General features: G+C 55.1%; 14 protein-coding genes. 8 read left to right on the forward strand and 6 right to left on the reverse strand.

Going from position 1 to position 16,274, the window contains the following annotated elements; genetic code table 11:
- Nucleotides 1–45: 45 nt before the first annotated feature.
- From H8B13_RS12600 to H8B13_RS12625, 6 genes are all read left to right on the forward strand, one after another.
- Entirely contained in the window at nt 46–1,068 is a 1,023-nt protein-coding gene (locus H8B13_RS12600; protein WP_187311166.1) for an FAD binding domain-containing protein, read from the forward strand.
- A 166-nt stretch (nt 1,069–1,234) separates the two neighbouring features.
- Nucleotides 1,235–1,474, forward strand: a complete 240-nt coding sequence (locus H8B13_RS12605; RefSeq protein ID WP_187311167.1) for a hypothetical protein — start codon at nt 1,235–1,237, stop codon at nt 1,472–1,474.
- Between the two features lie 11 nt (nt 1,475–1,485).
- Nucleotides 1,486–2,679, forward strand: coding sequence for an XdhC family protein (locus H8B13_RS12610; protein WP_187311168.1), 1,194 nt, complete (start codon nt 1,486–1,488; stop codon nt 2,677–2,679).
- On the forward strand, nt 2,664–3,341 hold the full coding sequence (locus tag H8B13_RS12615) for an NTP transferase domain-containing protein (RefSeq protein WP_187311169.1): 678 nt from the start codon (nt 2,664–2,666) through the stop codon (nt 3,339–3,341). Before H8B13_RS12610 ends, H8B13_RS12615 begins: the two co-directional genes overlap by 16 nt.
- Before the next feature lie 57 nt (nt 3,342–3,398).
- Nucleotides 3,399–4,781 carry an MFS transporter gene (locus H8B13_RS12620; RefSeq protein ID WP_187311170.1) on the forward strand — a complete coding sequence of 461 codons (1,383 nt, stop codon included), beginning with the start codon at nt 3,399–3,401 and terminating at the stop codon, nt 4,779–4,781.
- Nucleotides 4,782–4,906: 125 nt separating this feature from the next.
- Nucleotides 4,907–5,425: a DinB family protein gene (locus H8B13_RS12625; protein WP_187311171.1), complete on the forward strand. Its 519-nt coding sequence runs from the start codon at nt 4,907–4,909 to the stop codon at nt 5,423–5,425.
- A 100-nt stretch (nt 5,426–5,525) separates the two neighbouring features.
- Here the strand turns inward: H8B13_RS12625 and H8B13_RS12630 are convergent, their stop codons facing one another.
- On the reverse strand, nt 5,526–7,190 hold the full coding sequence (locus H8B13_RS12630) for an amidohydrolase (protein ID WP_187311172.1): 1,665 nt from the start codon (nt 7,188–7,190) through the stop codon (nt 5,526–5,528).
- Nucleotides 7,191–7,398: 208 nt separating this feature from the next.
- Nucleotides 7,399–8,172, reverse strand: a complete 774-nt coding sequence (locus H8B13_RS12635; RefSeq protein WP_133273344.1) for an AMP nucleosidase — start codon at nt 8,170–8,172, stop codon at nt 7,399–7,401.
- Nucleotides 8,173–8,345: 173 nt separating this feature from the next.
- Between H8B13_RS12635 and H8B13_RS12640 the strand changes: the two genes are divergently transcribed.
- The gene (locus H8B13_RS12640) at nt 8,346–8,810 is read left to right on the forward strand and encodes a type I restriction enzyme HsdR N-terminal domain-containing protein (protein WP_187311570.1); all 465 of its coding nucleotides are present in this window, start codon (nt 8,346–8,348) and stop codon (nt 8,808–8,810) included.
- 129 nt (nt 8,811–8,939) lie between these two features.
- Here the strand turns inward: H8B13_RS12640 and H8B13_RS12645 are convergent, their stop codons facing one another.
- From H8B13_RS12645 to H8B13_RS12660, 4 genes are all read right to left on the reverse strand, one after another.
- Entirely contained in the window at nt 8,940–10,841 is a 1,902-nt protein-coding gene (locus H8B13_RS12645; protein ID WP_187311173.1) for an LTA synthase family protein, read from the reverse strand.
- A gap of 10 nt (nt 10,842–10,851) precedes the next feature.
- Nucleotides 10,852–11,454, reverse strand: coding sequence for an SMI1/KNR4 family protein (locus H8B13_RS12650; RefSeq protein WP_187311174.1), 603 nt, complete (start codon nt 11,452–11,454; stop codon nt 10,852–10,854).
- Nucleotides 11,455–11,560: 106 nt separating this feature from the next.
- The gene (ald, locus tag H8B13_RS12655) at nt 11,561–12,688 is read right to left on the reverse strand and encodes an alanine dehydrogenase (RefSeq protein WP_187311175.1); all 1,128 of its coding nucleotides are present in this window, start codon (nt 12,686–12,688) and stop codon (nt 11,561–11,563) included.
- Between the two features lie 135 nt (nt 12,689–12,823).
- Entirely contained in the window at nt 12,824–13,606 is a 783-nt protein-coding gene (locus H8B13_RS12660) for a DUF1573 domain-containing protein (protein ID WP_187311176.1), read from the reverse strand.
- A 234-nt stretch (nt 13,607–13,840) separates the two neighbouring features.
- Between H8B13_RS12660 and H8B13_RS12665 the strand changes: the two genes are divergently transcribed.
- On the forward strand, nt 13,841–16,261 hold the full coding sequence (locus tag H8B13_RS12665) for a thiamine pyrophosphate-dependent enzyme (RefSeq protein ID WP_187311177.1): 2,421 nt from the start codon (nt 13,841–13,843) through the stop codon (nt 16,259–16,261).
- Nucleotides 16,262–16,274: the final 13 nt, after the last annotated feature.

The following is a 16,274-nucleotide window of genomic DNA, read 5'->3' on the forward strand; positions in this document are numbered from 1 at the left end:
CAAACGCCTGCTTCGCAAATACTTCCTATATAACGACATAGCACGATGAACGCCTTTCAATGGACCGACGCCACAAGCGTCAAGCAGGCTACGGGCCAAAACACAACGCCGGTGGCCGACGCTATGCTGGTGAATGCAAAGCCGGAGTCGGCCACCATCTTCAAAGCCGGTGGCGTGGACGTGCTGGATTTGATGAAGGAGCACGTATTGGCGCCTGCTCGCATTGTAGGAATCAGCAACTTGCCCAAGCTGGACTCGATTCGCAATGCCGGCAAAGAAGGCACTCACCTCGGCGCCTTGGTTACTTTAGCCCAGCTGGAGCGCGACAGCGACCTGCAAAAAAGCTACCGTGCTCTTACCGAAGCAGCCAGCCATGCCGCAACACCGCAAGTGCGCAACGCGGCCACGCTGGGGGGCAATATTATGCAGCGTCCGCACTGCTGGTACTTCCGCAACGAGAATTTCAAGTGCTTGAAAAAAGGCGGTACTGTTTGCTTCGCTAACCAGCCCGGCGCCGAGAATAAGTACCACGCTATCCTGGGAAATCAGACCTGCTCGGCGGTGCATGGTTCCAGCATTAGCACGGCTCTGGTTGCCTTCGGGGCCCAGGTCGAATTGACGGGCCCGCAGGGCGTGCGGCGGGTGCCGCTAGAGCAGTTCTTCGTGACGCCGGAAAAGGATGTAAAGCGCGAGAATTCCATTCAGCCCAATGAGCTGATTACCGATGTGTTGCTGCCCACGCCCGCTGCCGGTACTAGCTCTTGGTATATCAAATTTGGCGAGCGCGAAAGCTACGATTGGGCGCTCGCCGACGTAGCCGTGGTGCTGGAGCAGCAGAATGGCCGCTGCACTAAGGCGAGCATTGTGCTGGGTGCCGCCGCCCCGGTTCCGTTGCGCGCTGCCGCCGCCGAAGCAGCCCTGATTGGCAAACCCATAAACGAAGAAACCGCCCGCGCCGCCGGGCAGGCCGCTACTGCCGGCGCAACTCCGCTGGAGCACAACGCCTACAAGGTGCCGATTTTTGCAGCCATTGTGAAGCGCGCCATTTTGAAAGCAGGGGAGGCGTAGGAGAACCCTCAACCCCTAGCCCCTTCTCCTAGGGGAGAAGGGGGACTAGTTTTTAGTTATTCTAGAACACTAGTTATGGTTAGAATTCTAAAGATTTAGAACTAGTCCCCCCTCTCCCCTAGGAGAAGGGGCTAGGGGTTGAGGCCTCATTGAACAGCTTATTTATATGCCCATTTATATTCCCGTTCACCTCGAAAATCACACCGGCATCTGTCGTTTTTTGCGTAGCAAAACGGGCTTAGGTACGAGTGAGGGAGGGGAGCAGCCGTGGCTTTTAGTTGATGGAATGACCGCTACTTGCTGGTGTTTGCGTACAATGGAGTCGTTTGGTCCGGATGATGAGGTGGCGGAAGCTGCTGAGTGCCGCGCGGGCCGGGTGTGCTATGAGGCGGCCGTTCCAGATTAATAAGCAGTTATATGAGTGAAATACGCCGTTTACTTGCTGCCTATGATGTTCACCGTGCAACTGGTCAGGCATGCGCGTTGGCTACGGTAGTGCATGTCAGCGGCTCGGCTTATCGGCGGCCGGGGGCACGCATGCTAGTGACGGAAGATGGGCAGCTGACGGGTGCCATCAGCGGCGGCTGTCTGGAAGGCGACGCGCGCCGCCGGGCGCGCCAGGCCATCGTGCGCCGCCAACCGGCGCTGGTCACCTATGATTCGATGGATGAGGAGGAAGACGTGGAGCACGGCGTTAGCTTGGGCTGCCAGGGAATCATTCAGATTCTGCTGGAGCCACTCGATTTTAGTGACCTGACCAACCCCCTGGAATTGCTGCGTGCCTGTGTCCAGCAGGATCAGCCAGCCGTATTGCTGACGGGCTTTAGTTTGAGTACCAATACTGAAGTGCAGGTAGGCGAGCGTCTGCTTTTGCTGCGCGACGGCACCAGCCGGGGTGCGCTCAACTTTGAAGCCGGTATAGCTGCACAACTATTGGAGCACGCCCAGCAAACCTTGAACAGCGGCCAGTCAGCCACCGCCGATTATGACACGGTGGCGGGCACGCTGCGGGTTTTTCTGGAAGTAATACCGCCGCCCGTGCGCGTTACGGTATTCGGTGCTGGCAACGATGTGCAGCCCCTGGTGCGCTTGGCTACTAGTCTGGGCTGGCAGGTGCGCGTGGTGGATGGCCGACCCGGGCAGGCTACGTCTGCACGGTTTCCGGAGGCGGAAGAGGTGCGCGTGTTAGGCTTCGACCAGCTCTCAAATTTGCCCCCCAGCCAGCAGTTTGCCCTGCTCATGACTCACAATTATCATTACGACCTGGCTGCGCTGCGTTACCTGTTGCCCACTGCTACGCCGTATATCGGTTTGTTGGGGCCACGCAAAAAAGCCGATCGACTACTGGCAGAGTTGGAAGCGGAAGGCTTGCAGCCGAACCAGCGGCTTGTGCCGCGCCTGTATAGTCCGGTGGGCTTAAATATCGGAGCGGAAACGGCGGAAGAAATTGCGCTTTCCATTGTGGCCGAGATGCAGGCGGTGCTCAAAGGTCGTCCGGGGGGCTTTTTGCACCAGATTGATGGGCCCATTCATGAGCAGACACCAGTGCTTACTTCTTCTCTTGCGCCAGGAAACAATCTGACGGTAGCAGCCTCATGCTCTCTGAGTTAAACACTGCTTCTGCTACTACTGCGCCCGTAGCTCTGATCCTGTTAGCAGCCGGCGCATCAGCCCGGATGAGGCAGCCCAAGCAGTTGTTGTACTATCAGGGCAAAACGCTGCTACGCCGGGCGGCCGAAACAGCCGCGGCCACGGGTTGCCAGCCGCTGGTGCTCGTTACGGGCGCTTTGCACGAAGAATTAGTCGCTGAAATCGAAGATTTACCATTTCTCATTACCCGAAATCCTGATTGGGCGACGGGCATGGGCTCCTCCATTAGAGCAGGCTTGGCGACTTTAGAAAAAGCCCCCCAGCCGCCATCCGCCGTGCTCATCATGCTCTGCGACCAGCCTTTGCTGACGCCTGCATTGCTGTCGCAATTAATTGAGCAACAGCAGTTGACCCAGGCGCCGGTGGTAGCCGCTGCTTATGGCGGTACATTGGGCGTGCCAGCCGTTTTCGGTGCCGATACGCTGCCTGCGCTGCGCCAGCTGGGCGGCGCGGAGGGGGCTCGTCAGCTTATTGCCAGCTATGGTAGATCTGTGGGCAGCGTACCGTTTGCGGGGGGCATTTTTGATGTGGATACGCCCGCCCAATACGCATCTTTGCTGGAAAAAGACATGGGCGAGGAACACACCGAAGATGCGGATTCGCACGCTGAACCACTGGTGTAACCCGGACTGCCCGAAAACCCACTATCTTGCCCACTACCACTTTCTTTCCTTGTTTGTATGCAGCAAGCTGCCGTGGCTACTTCGGCCCCAGTCGAGAAAAATAACTCGCGCATTACCAATGGTTGGGCCATGTACGACTGGGCCAACTCGGTGTATCCGCTGGTGATTACCAGCACGATATTTCCCATTTATTATGGCTCGGTGGCCGTCAATGAGCGGGGCCAGGATATGGTTAACTTTCTGGGCTTCAACCTGCCCGGCTCTTCGCTGTACACCTACGCCATTTCGGCCTCGTTTCTCATTATCGCGGGGCTTAGCCCGATTCTTACCGCCATTGCCGACTTCTCGGGGCGTAAGAAGCTATTTCTGCGTTTCTTCTGCTTTCTGGGGGCGGCCTCGTGTGCGGGTTTATTTTTCTTTACGAAAGAGACTTTCGGATTATCGGTGCTGCTGCTGATGTCGGCCACCATTGGCTGGGCGGGCAGCATTGTGTTTTACAACTCCTATCTGCCCCTTATTGCCACCGAGGATCAGTACGACCGACTGTCGGCCAAAGGGTTTTCGCTCGGGTACGTGGGCAGTGTTATTCTGCTGGTGCTGAGTCTGGTAATCGTGCTCAAGCCCGATCTTGTGGGCATCGACCCGGCAAATAAAGCGTTGCCGCCGCGCATCTCTTTTCTGTTTACGGGCATGTGGTGGGCTATTTTCGGCCAATTCGCTCTCTCGCGCCTGCCCACCGATACTGGCCGCCCCGACCATATGCCCGCCGCGCAGGGCAACTTCCTGCTCAACGGCTTTCACGAATTGAGCAATGTATGGCAGCAGATCAAGCAGCTTCCTATGCTTAAGCGCTTTCTACTGGCTTATTTTACCTACAATATGGGCGTGCAAACGGTGATGTACGTAGCCACCGTGTTCGGTGATAAAGTGCTCAAACTAGAGTCGCAAGCGCTGATTATTACCATCTTACTTTTGCAGGTAGTCGCTATTCTGGGGGCCTATTTATTTGCTCGTCTGTCGGAAGTCATTGGTAACACGCGGGCGCTGAGCTGGTCGGTGGCAGTGTGGGCGCTGATCTGCGTGGCGGGCTACTTTGTGCAGGCCGGATGGAGCTTTTATGCACTGGCTTCTGTCATCGGCCTGACTATGGGCGGCGTACAGTCGCTTTCGCGCTCTACCTACTCCAAAATTATCCCCGAGAACACGCCCGATACGGCTTCCTATTTCAGCTTTTTCGATGTCACTGAAAAGCTCAGCATTGTGATTGGAACGGCCGTTTTTGGCATTATTTCCCAAATCACGGGCAATATGCGCAACAGTATCCTAGCCCTCATTGCGTTCTTTATTCTGGGCCTGATATTCCTATTCAGAATGCGTGGCCAGAACCTACGCCCTGATGCTGCTGCGGATGAAACCCCGATCAAACAGGCCGCCCTGTAGAGATGCGTATTCGCGTCTAATCGTGGAACCACCACGATTGCACTGGCAAAATAATGGCCCGACAATTAGACGTAAATATGCGTCTCTACCTCTCTTGAATTCTTTTTCCATTCAAAATCCACCCCATGCACACTTCTTCTCTCCAGCAAAATATCCTCTCCGAGCTTGACCATGAGTTGATTACTACCCGCAAAATACTTGAGCGGGTACCCTTCGATAAGGCCGATTACCAACCGCATCCGAAAAGCATGAAGCTGGGACAATTGGCGGCGCACGTGGTAAATCTGCTGGCGTTCAAAACGCTTTTCGTGCAGCACGATTCGCGCGATTTTCTCGACAAAAACGCTCCCAAGCCGGGGCCTACGCCAACGTCTAAAGAGGAACTGCTGGCCCGCTTCGACGAGTATTCGGCCACGTTGCGCAAAGCCCTAAGCGAGTCGGATAACGAGAAGCTCACGCATTCCTTTAAGCTGCACGCCGGCGACCAGGTATTTATGGATCGCCCTAAAGGTGCTGCGCTGCGCATTATGGGCCTGAATCATAGCATTCACCACCGCGGCCAGCTCAGCGTATACCTGCGTCTGCTCGATATTCCTGTACCGGCCATGTACGGCCCCAGCGCCGATGAGCAAGGTTGGGGTTGAAATTTGATCCATAAAAAAAGCCCCCCAGATATGATTCTGGGGGGCTTTTTTTATGGGATTTCGGTACTCGGGGAATAGCCCGTGTGAAACTATGCTGCGTCTACTTCTTTAGCGAAAAAACCTGCTCGCCAGCAATCCAGGTTTGCTGCACCTGGGCTCCGCGTAGCTCGGGCGCCGGGGCCGTGAGCAAATCTTTGTTGAGCAACACAAAATCGGCGGCCAAACCGGGCTGAATGCTGCCTTTTTGCTTGTCTTCGAACGCAGCGTGGGCCGCCCAAGTAGTCATGCCACGCAGAGCATCGGGGCGGGAAAGGGCATTTTCGGGCTGGAAACCACCTTCCGGGTAGTTCTTCGCATCCTGGCGAGCCACAGCGGAATGGAAGCCGAAGAGGGGATTAATATCTTCCACCGGAAAGTCGCTGCCCAGGGCTACCTGCCCGTATTGCTTGCGCAGTTCCTCAAAGGCGTAGGCTGTTTTTACGCGCTCCGGGCCAAGCCGCTCACCTGCCCAGTACATGTCGGAGGTGGCATGGGTGGGCTGCACCGAAGGCACAATGCCAAACTGCCCGAACTTGCCCATATCAGCGGGCGTGATAACCTGCGCGTGCTCGATGCGCCACCGCCGGTCTTTCTGTCCCTTAAGCGCTTCTCCGTAAATATTCAGGATAATGCGGTTGGCCGAGTCACCTATAGCGTGGGTGTTCATTTGAAACTTGCTGGCTGCAATTTCTTTGGCCAGCGCCCGGTATTCTTTTTCAGTGGACAGCAGGAAACCGGTTTCTTTTGGACGGTCGTGGTAAGGCTCAACCAAGCAAGCCCCCCGCGAACCCAATGCTCCATCGGCGTACACTTTGAAAGAGCGCACCGTCAGCCGATCCGTTTCCACAGGGCCGTTTTTGAAGTAGAATTGCTTGTTGGCAGCCGTAGGATTCAGCATCGTATACAAGCGCAGTTTCAGCTTACCTTGTTTCTGCAAGGCGGCCATCTGGTCGATGTTGGCTTTATCGAGGCCCGCATCGGCGAGGCTGGTGAGGCCCACGGCTACGCACAATTGCTGCGCTTGCAGCAGCGCGGCGTTGGCTTCGGTTGCGGATGGCTCCGGAATTTTAGCCGCTACCAAATCCACGGCGTTGTCTACTAATAATCCAGTCAGTTCACCCATCGCATCGCGGCCGATAACGCCGCCGCTAACGGGCGTGTTGGCCGTGATTCCGGCTAAGTCTAACGCCTTTTGGTTCACCATAGCCGCGTGGCCATCTACGCGGGTGATGAGTACCGGAACATTAGGAAACAGTTTGTCCAGCGTGTCTTTGGTCGGAAACTGTTTGCTAGGCCAATCATTCTGGTCCCAGCCGCGACCAGTAAGCCAAGCCGCCTGCGGATATTGCTGGCGCTGCCGCTGCAACGTGCTGACCACATCGCCCCAAGAAGTAGTGCCTACCAGGTCAGCGTCGCGCAGGCCCAGGGCGTAGCGGTAGAAGTGACAGTGGGCATCATAAAAGCCAGGGTAGATGAATTGCCCCCCAGCGTCAACTTCCTGCTTGCCTTTATACTTCTGCCGTATCTCATCTGCCGTCCCAACGGCCAGAAACTTGCCATCCTGCACAGCAAAAGCCTGAGCCTTAGCAAATGCCGAATCGACGGTGTACACAGTGGCATTGTAAACTACAAGGTCGGCGACTTGCTGCTTGGGGGTATTTTGGCAACTGGTGAAGCCATTAAGAAGCGGCAGCAGTAACAGCAGGGGGCGTAAAATTCTGATCATACAGGCAAGTTAAGGCACGACGCAAAATGTAGCGCAATATCTCTTCAGTGTGGGCGTCGTAAAGCAATAAGTAACTAAAAAAAGACCGTCATGCAGAGGCGGAGCCGAAGCATCTCGCGTGTTTAGTTGAGTTACTACTCTCACATCAGCACGCGAGATGCTTCGGCTCCGCCTCTGCATGACGGTCTGCTAAATTCAAGCTTTCAGCTTACTCAAAGCGCATGTGCTTCACCGATTCGCCGGAGTTTTTCAACTCAATCAGTGAGTCAATACCGATCTGTAAGTGCGTATGCACGTAGCCCAGCGTTACTTTGGAGTCGCTTTCGGCGGTTTTCACACCTTCAGGCGTCATTGGGTTATCACTCACCAGCAGCAGGGCGCCGTGGGGAATTTCATTGATAAAGCCCACCACAAAAATGGTCGCCGTTTCCATATCCACGGCCATAGCCCGAATCTGCCGAAGGTATTCCTTAAAGGCCTCATCATGCTCCCACACGCGGCGGTTGGTGGTGTATACGGTGCCAGTCCAATAGTCCTTTTCGTGCTTCTTAATCATCGATGACACGGCCCGCTGCAAACGGAAGGAGGGAAGAGCTGGGATTTCCGGAGGCAGATAGTCATCAGACGTACCCTCGCCGCGAATGGCCGCAATGGGCAGAATCAAGTCACCGAGCTTGGTTTTGCTCTTCAAACCGCCGCATTTGCCCAGAAACAAAGCTGCTTTGGGCTTGATGGCCGACAGCAAATCCATAACTGTGGCAGCCATCGGCGAACCCATGCCAAAGTTGATAATCGTGATGCCGTTGGCCGTAGCCGACTGCATGGGCTTATCCAGTCCGCGCACTTCTACGTCGAACTGCTCGGCGAACATATTCACGTAATTGATAAAGTTGGTGAGCAGGATATACTGCCCAAACTCCTTAAGTGGCACACCGGTATAACGCGGCAGCCAGTTCTCCACTATCGCGGATTTGTCCTTCATAGGGTGGGGTTAAAAGGTGGAATTTTGAATTGAAAAAGATGAAGCAAAGAACAGCTTCCCGTTCGCTTACTTGCTTGTTCACAAACTGATACAAAAAAACCGTCGCACTTTCGAACGACGGTACAGCGTATGAAAAGCGGAAGCAGTGATTCCGGGCCGTACCTTTGGAGGTGATGCAAGCCCTCGACCTGCCGCCTTTCGAGCACAAACTTACAAAATCAGGCGCAAACTCCCTGATATGGGATGTATTGCGTCGCAAAAACGTGGTGCTTACACCCGAAGAGTGGGTGCGCCAGCACGTAGTGCATTACCTCATAAACGAACTGAGCTACCCGCGCGGCCTGCTCAGCTTAGAGCGCGGCCACGCATACAACCAACGTCAGAAACGTACTGATATCTGTGCATTCGGGCCTAGTGGTGAGCCCCTTTTATTGGTAGAGTGTAAGGCTGCCACAGTGCCTATCACGGCTGCCGTTGCGCATCAGGTGACTACTTATAATCAAACTATTGGGGCGCCTTTTCTACTGTTAACCAATGGCTTGCAGCACTATTGCTGGCTAGTAGACTTCGCACAAAAAACCAATCAGCGCCTGGCTGAAATTCCGAAGTATGCGCAGGCACTTGCTCTCATTTCCTAGTAATATGAACTCGTCTGTTATGCAGAGCGGTAGCGAAGCAGCTCGCGTGCTGATGTGAGATTACTAATTCAACGACCGCGAGCGAGATGCTTCGCTACCGCTCTGCATGACAGACGAATGAAGCTGCTGTTACTTAGGTAACTTATACAGGGAGTTATCTAGCAGTCCATTAGTCAGGAACTGCACGCTGGCACGCAGTTCTTGGCCGTACTGCTGGGCCTTATCAGCGTTTTCGACGGGCGTGGGGGGCAAATTATGGCGTTGGTACGGGTAGAGGCGCACTTTATCGTTGGCCGTCAGCTCCGTAACATAGTCGTTGTGAACGAGGTAGTAGGAGCCACCTGTTAGAAACAGTGCGCGACCATTGGCTAGGGTGTCGAATACGGAATAGCCGAAGGGCAGTAGTTTGCCATTAGCAGGCATACCTAGATAGTCTAGCACGGTAGCCGGTACGTCAGCCTGCTGGGTGATGCGGCGCACATTGGCGGGGGGCAATTTTCGGCCCGGATGAAAAAGTAGCAGAGGCGTTTTGTAGCTGCCTAAGGTGTTTTGATACTCGGGCGTAAGCGTCTGAGACGTATGGTCGGCGAGTAGGATGAATAGCGTATTCTGGTACCAAGGCTGTTTGGCAGCAGTTTTGAAAAACTGACGGAGGGCAAAATCAGTGTAGCCGATGGAGGCGTGAATGGGTAATTTCCCCGGTGTAAAACGGTCCTTATACTTCGTCGGCACCGGGAAAGGCTCGTGGGAAGTGAGGGTGAAAACAGTGGAGAAAAACGGCTGTTTCTGCTGGCTCAACTCCTTTGCGAAATACTGAAGGTAAGGCTCGTCAAAAATGCCCCAATGCCCGTCGTAGTCGGGACTTTTAGCACCGCCGGGGTAGTCATTCAGCCCAAAATACCGCTGCACGCCCACCATGCCGGCAAACGTATTGAAGCCCATCGTGCCATTCTCGGCTCCATGAAACACCGACGTAGCGTAACCCTGCCGCCCCAGCAGCTCACCCAAGCCGTGCAACTCGTTGGTTTGGAAATTTGACGTAATAAACGGGCTTTCCATCAACGCCGGCATGCCCGCCAGCACGGCCGGCAAGGCCTCGATGGAACGACGCCCATTAGCATAGTGGTCACGGAAAAAAAGCCCCCCAGTGGCCAACGAATCGAAGAAAGGCGTGTAGCCACGGCCGCCGTTTTCGATGCCGGTATACTCGGAGGAAAAGCTTTCCAGCAGCAGAATAACTACGTTGTCGCGCGGGGCATCAGGGTTAGCCTCAGGCAGGCGGGACGCTAGCGCTTGCCGCAGCTCAGAATCAGACTGAAAATACGTTCGCCTTTCCACGGCTTGATAGCCCAGACTGCGCAGAAAAGTAAAAGTGCTATTTAGTGCCAAATGCCCTAACACTGGCGGCATCTGCACGAAGGCATGACCAGTTCGCAAAGGCTTAAGCTGTAAGCCCCCCCGGATGCCAATTACAACCAGCGCCGCCACCAACACGACTTCCAGTAGCGGCCGAACGAGGCGGCGTTGCAGTGAGCCTGTTGCCGGACTGGGGGGCAAATTTGCGGGTGTTGGCATCGGATAGAAGTACCACAGCAGCCCAAACAAAACCACAAACGGCGGCACCAGAAACCAGTAGTGAAAAGCTAACTGACCCGCCTGCCGCTGGATGTCGCCGGTGATGGTAAACAGCTCATCGGTAGTGCGCCGCCCAATAAACTTGAAGTACTGACTATCAATGATATTGAGCGCCATACCTGTCGCATTCAGGGTAAGATATACACCTCGCACGAAACCCTGCCAGCCTCTATCAAACCGGGGCACCAGAGACAGCAGCAGAAACGGCAGATTCAGCAGTAGCAGGGCCGCCATATCGAACCGGAAGCCGTGCCAGAACGCCCACGCTACCTCCGTCCCCAACGCTTCCCGAAATACTTCCTTATTCGCCCAATAAAAGCCTGCGCGTAACAGTACATAAACGCCCAGCAGGAGAGCAAAACGGCGGAGAAACAGGCGTAAAAGAGGTGATGGCATTCTGCGAAATCTAATCCTGAAGTGGCTTTATCGTCAGCGCCTGACCGTCGGGCAAATGCTTGATTTGCCGGTATAAATCAGCCAGAAAAGCCATGCGCTTCGGTACTGAAGCCGGCGACAAAGTGGCTTTGTCGGTGTCGGCGGCAATACAAACGGGCGGATACACATGCAGCAGCTGACCAGGTAGCAGACCGCCACCCTGTTGCTGCCAGCGCCGCAAAGGTTCGAGCCCCAACGCATCGACCGGATACTTTTCAGCACCAATCAGGAAATGCTTGAAGTCAACTTCTAGTGGCGCGATTTCCCCGGTTTCCGTATCAAGAAATACGACTTCACCCTGCCGCAGCAAGAACTGATTGCCCACACAATCCTGAGCGAAGGGAATGTCATTTTTCAGGACTGTATCATAGGTTTTTTGCAACGCCTGCTCACCCTGCCACGCTTCCCGCAGCGAGTGCCACGCTGGCTCAGCACAGCAGCCCCGAATATGTAGGCCGCCGAAGTAAGCTACTACGCCATTCTGCTGCCGCAGAAACGTCTGCAACTCTTTAGGCAGCATGACCAGCAGCTTGTGGTCGGTGATAGCCTCGCCGGTATAAATAATTCCTTTCATGTAGTAAAGTAAAAGCGCGCTGCAACCACAGGGTGTTACAGTACGCTATCAACCAAAAAGCCTTCCCGATAGTGTATCGGGAAGGCTTTTTAGCACAAATAAACTCTTAGGCGTGAGCGGGCTCCAATACGGAATCAACGCTTACCAGAGGCAGATTCCAGGCTTCGGCTACACCTTGGTATACTACTTCACCGTTCACCACGTTCAGGCCCAGACGCAAAGCTGGGTCGCGGCGGCAAGCTTCCTGCCAGCCCAGGTTAGCCAGACGCACGGCGTAAGGCAACGTGGCGTTGGTAAGAGCCAGAGTAGAAGTGTAAGGCACCGCGCCGGGCATGTTGGCCACGCAATAGTGCACGATATCGTCGATGATGAAGGTCGGATCTTCGTGGGTGGTCGGCTTACAGGTTTCGATGCAGCCGCCCTGGTCTACAGCCACGTCCACGAGCACCGTGCCGGGGCGCATGGTCTTGAGCATGTCGCGGGTGATGAGGTGAGGCGCTTTCGCCCCCGGAATCAGCACGGCACCCACTACAAGGTCAACGGTTTTGATGGCTTCGCGAATGTTGTACTCGTTGGAATACTGCGTCACCACATTCTTCGGCATGAAGTCGTCGAGCTCGCGCAGACGGTTCAGGCTGATATCCATGATGGTAACCTGAGCACCAAGGCCGGCAGCCACTTTTGCAGCCTGCGTACCCACGATGCCACCGCCGAGTACAAGCACGTTGGCAGGCTTTACACCGGGTACGCCGCCGAGCAGAATGCCGCGGCCTTTCAGTGGTTTCTCTAGGTATTTAGCACCTTCCTGCGGCGCCATACGGCCGGCCACTTCGCTCATCGGAATGAGCAATGGAAGGGCGCGGTTCGGAAGTTCTACTGTTTCGTAAGCCAAGCATACCGCCTTGCGCTCAATCATGGCGTGGGTGAGCTCCTCGCCGCTGGCAAAGTGGAAATAAGTGAAGAGCAACTGGCCTTCTTTGATCAGGCTGTACTCTTCCTTGATCGGCTCTTTTACTTTCACAATCATCTCAGCCTGAGCATATACTTCCTCGATGGTAGAGAGGATTAATGCACCAGCTTCTTCATATTCGGCGTCCTGAAAACCACTACCCAAGCCAGCAGTAGCCTGTACATATACGGTGTGGTTGTGCTTGCGCAGCTCAGCTACGCCAGCGGGCGTCAGGCCCACGCGGTTTTCGTTGTTCTTAATTTCTTTCGGTACGCCGATGATCATGGCAGAGAAGTGAAGATGGGTGGAATACGAGGGGTGAAAACGGCCGCAAAGATAAGGGATATGGCCTTTCGAGAAGTTTAAAATAAAGGCATCGATCGAAGCAAAGCCGCTTATTTCGATGTGCAGAGCAAGGGTTTACTTGAACGGTACAGCCGTGGCGCTTTCTTTTACCATGCTCGCCGCGTTCAGATCGCGCACCACATTGGCCTTGATGGTGAGCTTGGCAGGGCCTTCTACGGCGTTAGAGTTCAGCGTGGCTACATCCGTCATCTGGCCAAGCTGGCGCTGCGCATACAGAATCTCTACCACAGCGCTTTGGCCTGGCTTAATGGGCTGGGGGGCTTTTTTGTAGCCTACGCAGTTGCAAGGCGAGGTTACCATGCCCAGCAACAAATCCTGCTTGCCCGTATTTTTCACCGTGAACCGAGCAGAAGGCTGCTGGCCTGCTTCCATCTTACCAAAGTCGTGGGTAGTACGGTCGAGCACGAGGCGGGGCGCTAGTGCTTTTTGAGCAGGCGTGAGGCTGGCCTTAATTTCCTCCGGGCCAAGTACGGTGCCTTTGATAGTCAGCGTGGTGCTCGGCGTGCTAGCGTTGCTGGTTACAGTCACTGTTTTGTTGAACACGCCGGGGCGGCCGGCACTGCTGTACACGGCTTTCACCATTCCCATTTTGCCGGGCAGCACGGGCGTCTTGGTCCAGTCGGGGGTGGTGCAGCCACAAGAGGCCTGCACGGTGGCAATAATGATAGGCTGATTGCCAGTGTTTTTGAACTTGAATTCGTGGGTGGCCATCGTGCCCTCGGGTACGTTGCCGAAGTCGTGCTGCTCTTTTTCAAACGTCATTACGCCTTGAGCTTGCGCCGAAAAGCATAGCAACAGCAAGGCTAGAGTAAATAGGGGAGAGGCTAGGTTTTTCATAAAATGATAACAGTAAAGTCGGAGTAAACAGCAAATTATGGCGCAATTGGTTGTAAAGGCCGAACGCAATTCCACAGATTACCCTCCAAAGATAGACAAAAACCCACCGGCCTCGTAGGGGGGCTTGGGGGGCATTTAGCCGGTATCGCGCCCAAATCTGTACTTTTGTGCGCCGTTCGTCGAAACCCCCAGTTCTACTGATCGGTGCCATCTGCTTTATTTCTACTCTTTCCTATGTCCACTGCCGAATCCGCACTTGCCGCCACCCCGGTCACCCTCAGCAAAGAAGACCTGCTCCACGATTATCGCCTGGGTTGGGAAAGCCGCCACGCCTCCTTGGCCGGGCGGAAGGAAGTATTCATGGGTAAGGCCAAATTTGGCATTTTTGGCGACGGCAAAGAGTTGCCCCAGCTGGCCATGGCCCGCGTGTTTCAGCCCGGCGACTTCCGCTCGGGCTACTACCGCGACCAGACATTCATGATGGCCGCCGGCGAGCTGACATTGCAGCAATACTTTGCCCAGCTTTACGCCCACCCCGATGTAGAAGCCGAGCCCGCCACCGCCGGCCGAGCCATGAATGGGCACTTTGCCACCCGCCTACTCGACGAAGATGGTAACTTCAAGAACCTCGCGGAACTGAAGAATTCGTCCGCCGACGTTTCGCCCACGGCTTCCCAAATGCCTCGCTTGGTGGGCCTCGCTTATGCTTCCAAGCTGTACCGCCAAAACCCTGAGCTGCATGATTTGACGCAGTTCAGCGTGAACGGCAATGAAGTCGCTTTCGGCACTATTGGTAATGCCAGTACTTCGGAAGGGATGTTTTTTGAGGCGCTGAATGCTGCTGGAGTCCTGCAAATTCCGATGCTCGTGTCGGTGTGGGACGACCATTATGGTATCTCGGTTCCGGCTGAATATCAGACTTGTAAGCAAAGCATCAGTGCCATTCTCAGCGGCTTGCAGCGCGAGGCCCCCGGCGAGCAAGGCTTTGAGATTTTTGTGGTACGCGGCTGGGATTATCCGGCTTTGCTGGATACCTATCAGCGGGCAGCCGATGTGTGCCGCCGCGAGCACGTGCCCGTGCTTATTCACGTGACGGAAGTAACGCAGCCTCAGGGTCATAGCACATCCGGCTCGCACGAGCGCTATAAAACCAAGGATCGACTGACCTGGGAGGAAGAACACGACTGCTTGCTTAAAATGCGTGAGTGGCTGCTCTCCGAAGAATATGCCACCAGCGAGGAGCTGGATCAGCTGGAAAACGAAGCGAAGAATACTGTGCGCGAAGCGCGTACTGCTGCTTGGGGGGCTTTTTTCAACCCCATCAAACAGGAGCGCGACGAGGTAGTAGTATTGCTGGAGAAGCTGGTTGATGAAACCGGCCGCCAGAATGCTCTGCACGAAATGGTGGAGCATTTGCAGCACAACCCCGCACCCATCCGGGCCGACATGGTGCGCACGGTTCGTAAGGCACTGCGCTTCACCCGCGACCAGCAACGCTCCGCCAGCCGCCGCGAGCTAACCAATTGGCTGGATCAAGCCCTAGCCGAAAACGCTGACCGCTATAACTCATATCTCTATAGCCAAAGCGAGCAGGCGGCGCTGAATATCGAAGTTGAACCCATCAAATTTGCCGAAAACGCCCCCCAGGTTGATGCCCGCGAAGTATTGCAGGCATGTTTCGACGCTAACTTCCGCCGCGACCCCACCATTTTTGCCATCGGTGAAGACGTAGGTCGCATCGGGGATGTGAACCAGGCATTTGCGGGTTTGCAGGAGAAATTCGGCGAGTTGCGCGTAACTGATACCGGTATTCGCGAGTGCACCATTGTAGGCCAGGGCATTGGCGCGGCTTTGCGCGGCCTGCGACCTATTACTGAGATTCAATACCTTGATTACCTGCTGTATGCCATCCAGATTTTGTCGGATGATGTGGCGTGCTTGCAGTACCGGACCAAGGGCGGCCAGAAAGCTCCTCTCATCGTGCGGACCCGCGGTCACCGCTTGGAGGGTGTATGGCACAGCGGCTCACCCATCGGTATGATTCTGAACAGCATTCGGGGTATGCACGTGTGCGTACCCCGCAATATGACTCAGGCCGCTGGCTTCTATAATACCTTATTGCGTAGCGACGAGCCAGCCTTGGTTATTGAACCGCTGAATGGCTACCGCATCAAGGAGCGCATTCCGCAGAACGTAGGTGAGTTCACGTTGCCGCTTGGAGCGCCAGAAGTATTGCAAGCCGGCACCGACGTGACCATCGTAACCTATGGCTCTATGTGCCGCATCGTGCTGGATGCCGCCAAGCAATTAAGCGAAGTAGGTATTTCAGTGGAAGTGATAGATGTGCAGACCCTATTGCCATTCGACTTGCAGCATGTCATTGTCGACAGCATCCGCAAAACCAGCCGCGTGCTCTTCGCTGATGAAGATGTGCCCGGCGGCGCTACGGCTTACATGATGCAGCACGTGCTCGACGACCAGCAAGCTTACCGCTTGCTCGACTCGCAGCCTCGCTGCTTGGCCGCTCAGCCTCACCGCCCGCCTTATGGCTCCGATGGCGACTATTTCAGCAAGCCCAACGCCGAAGATGTATTCGATACGGTGTACGAAATGATGCAGGAGGCCGATCCTAAACGCTTCCCAGCCATCTATTAAGCATCCGAATCAA

The sequence above is a fragment of the Hymenobacter sp. BT188 genome (assembly GCF_014333585.1).
Lineage (GTDB): Bacteria > Bacteroidota > Bacteroidia > Cytophagales > Hymenobacteraceae > Hymenobacter.

Excerpts from the sequence above, each read along its gene's own strand:
- H8B13_RS12600 (WP_187311166.1), top strand. The coding sequence starts at position 46 with ATGAACGCCTTTCAATGGACCGACGCCACAAGCGTCAAGCAGGCTACG.
- H8B13_RS12605 (WP_187311167.1), top strand. The coding sequence starts at position 1,235 with ATGCCCATTTATATTCCCGTTCACCTCGAAAATCACACCGGCATCTGT.
- H8B13_RS12610 (WP_187311168.1), top strand. The coding sequence starts at position 1,486 with ATGAGTGAAATACGCCGTTTACTTGCTGCCTATGATGTTCACCGTGCA.
- H8B13_RS12615 (WP_187311169.1), top strand. The coding sequence starts at position 2,664 with ATGCTCTCTGAGTTAAACACTGCTTCTGCTACTACTGCGCCCGTAGCT.
- H8B13_RS12620 (WP_187311170.1), top strand. The coding sequence starts at position 3,399 with ATGCAGCAAGCTGCCGTGGCTACTTCGGCCCCAGTCGAGAAAAATAAC.
- H8B13_RS12625 (WP_187311171.1), top strand. The coding sequence starts at position 4,907 with ATGCACACTTCTTCTCTCCAGCAAAATATCCTCTCCGAGCTTGACCAT.
- H8B13_RS12630 (WP_187311172.1), bottom strand. The coding sequence starts at position 7,190 with ATGATCAGAATTTTACGCCCCCTGCTGTTACTGCTGCCGCTTCTTAAT.
- H8B13_RS12635 (WP_133273344.1), bottom strand. The coding sequence starts at position 8,172 with ATGAAGGACAAATCCGCGATAGTGGAGAACTGGCTGCCGCGTTATACC.
- H8B13_RS12640 (WP_187311570.1), top strand. The coding sequence starts at position 8,346 with ATGCAAGCCCTCGACCTGCCGCCTTTCGAGCACAAACTTACAAAATCA.
- H8B13_RS12645 (WP_187311173.1), bottom strand. The coding sequence starts at position 10,841 with ATGCCATCACCTCTTTTACGCCTGTTTCTCCGCCGTTTTGCTCTCCTG.
- H8B13_RS12650 (WP_187311174.1), bottom strand. The coding sequence starts at position 11,454 with ATGAAAGGAATTATTTATACCGGCGAGGCTATCACCGACCACAAGCTG.
- ald (WP_187311175.1), bottom strand. The coding sequence starts at position 12,688 with ATGATCATCGGCGTACCGAAAGAAATTAAGAACAACGAAAACCGCGTG.
- H8B13_RS12660 (WP_187311176.1), bottom strand. The coding sequence starts at position 13,606 with ATGAAAAACCTAGCCTCTCCCCTATTTACTCTAGCCTTGCTGTTGCTA.
- H8B13_RS12665 (WP_187311177.1), top strand. The coding sequence starts at position 13,841 with ATGTCCACTGCCGAATCCGCACTTGCCGCCACCCCGGTCACCCTCAGC.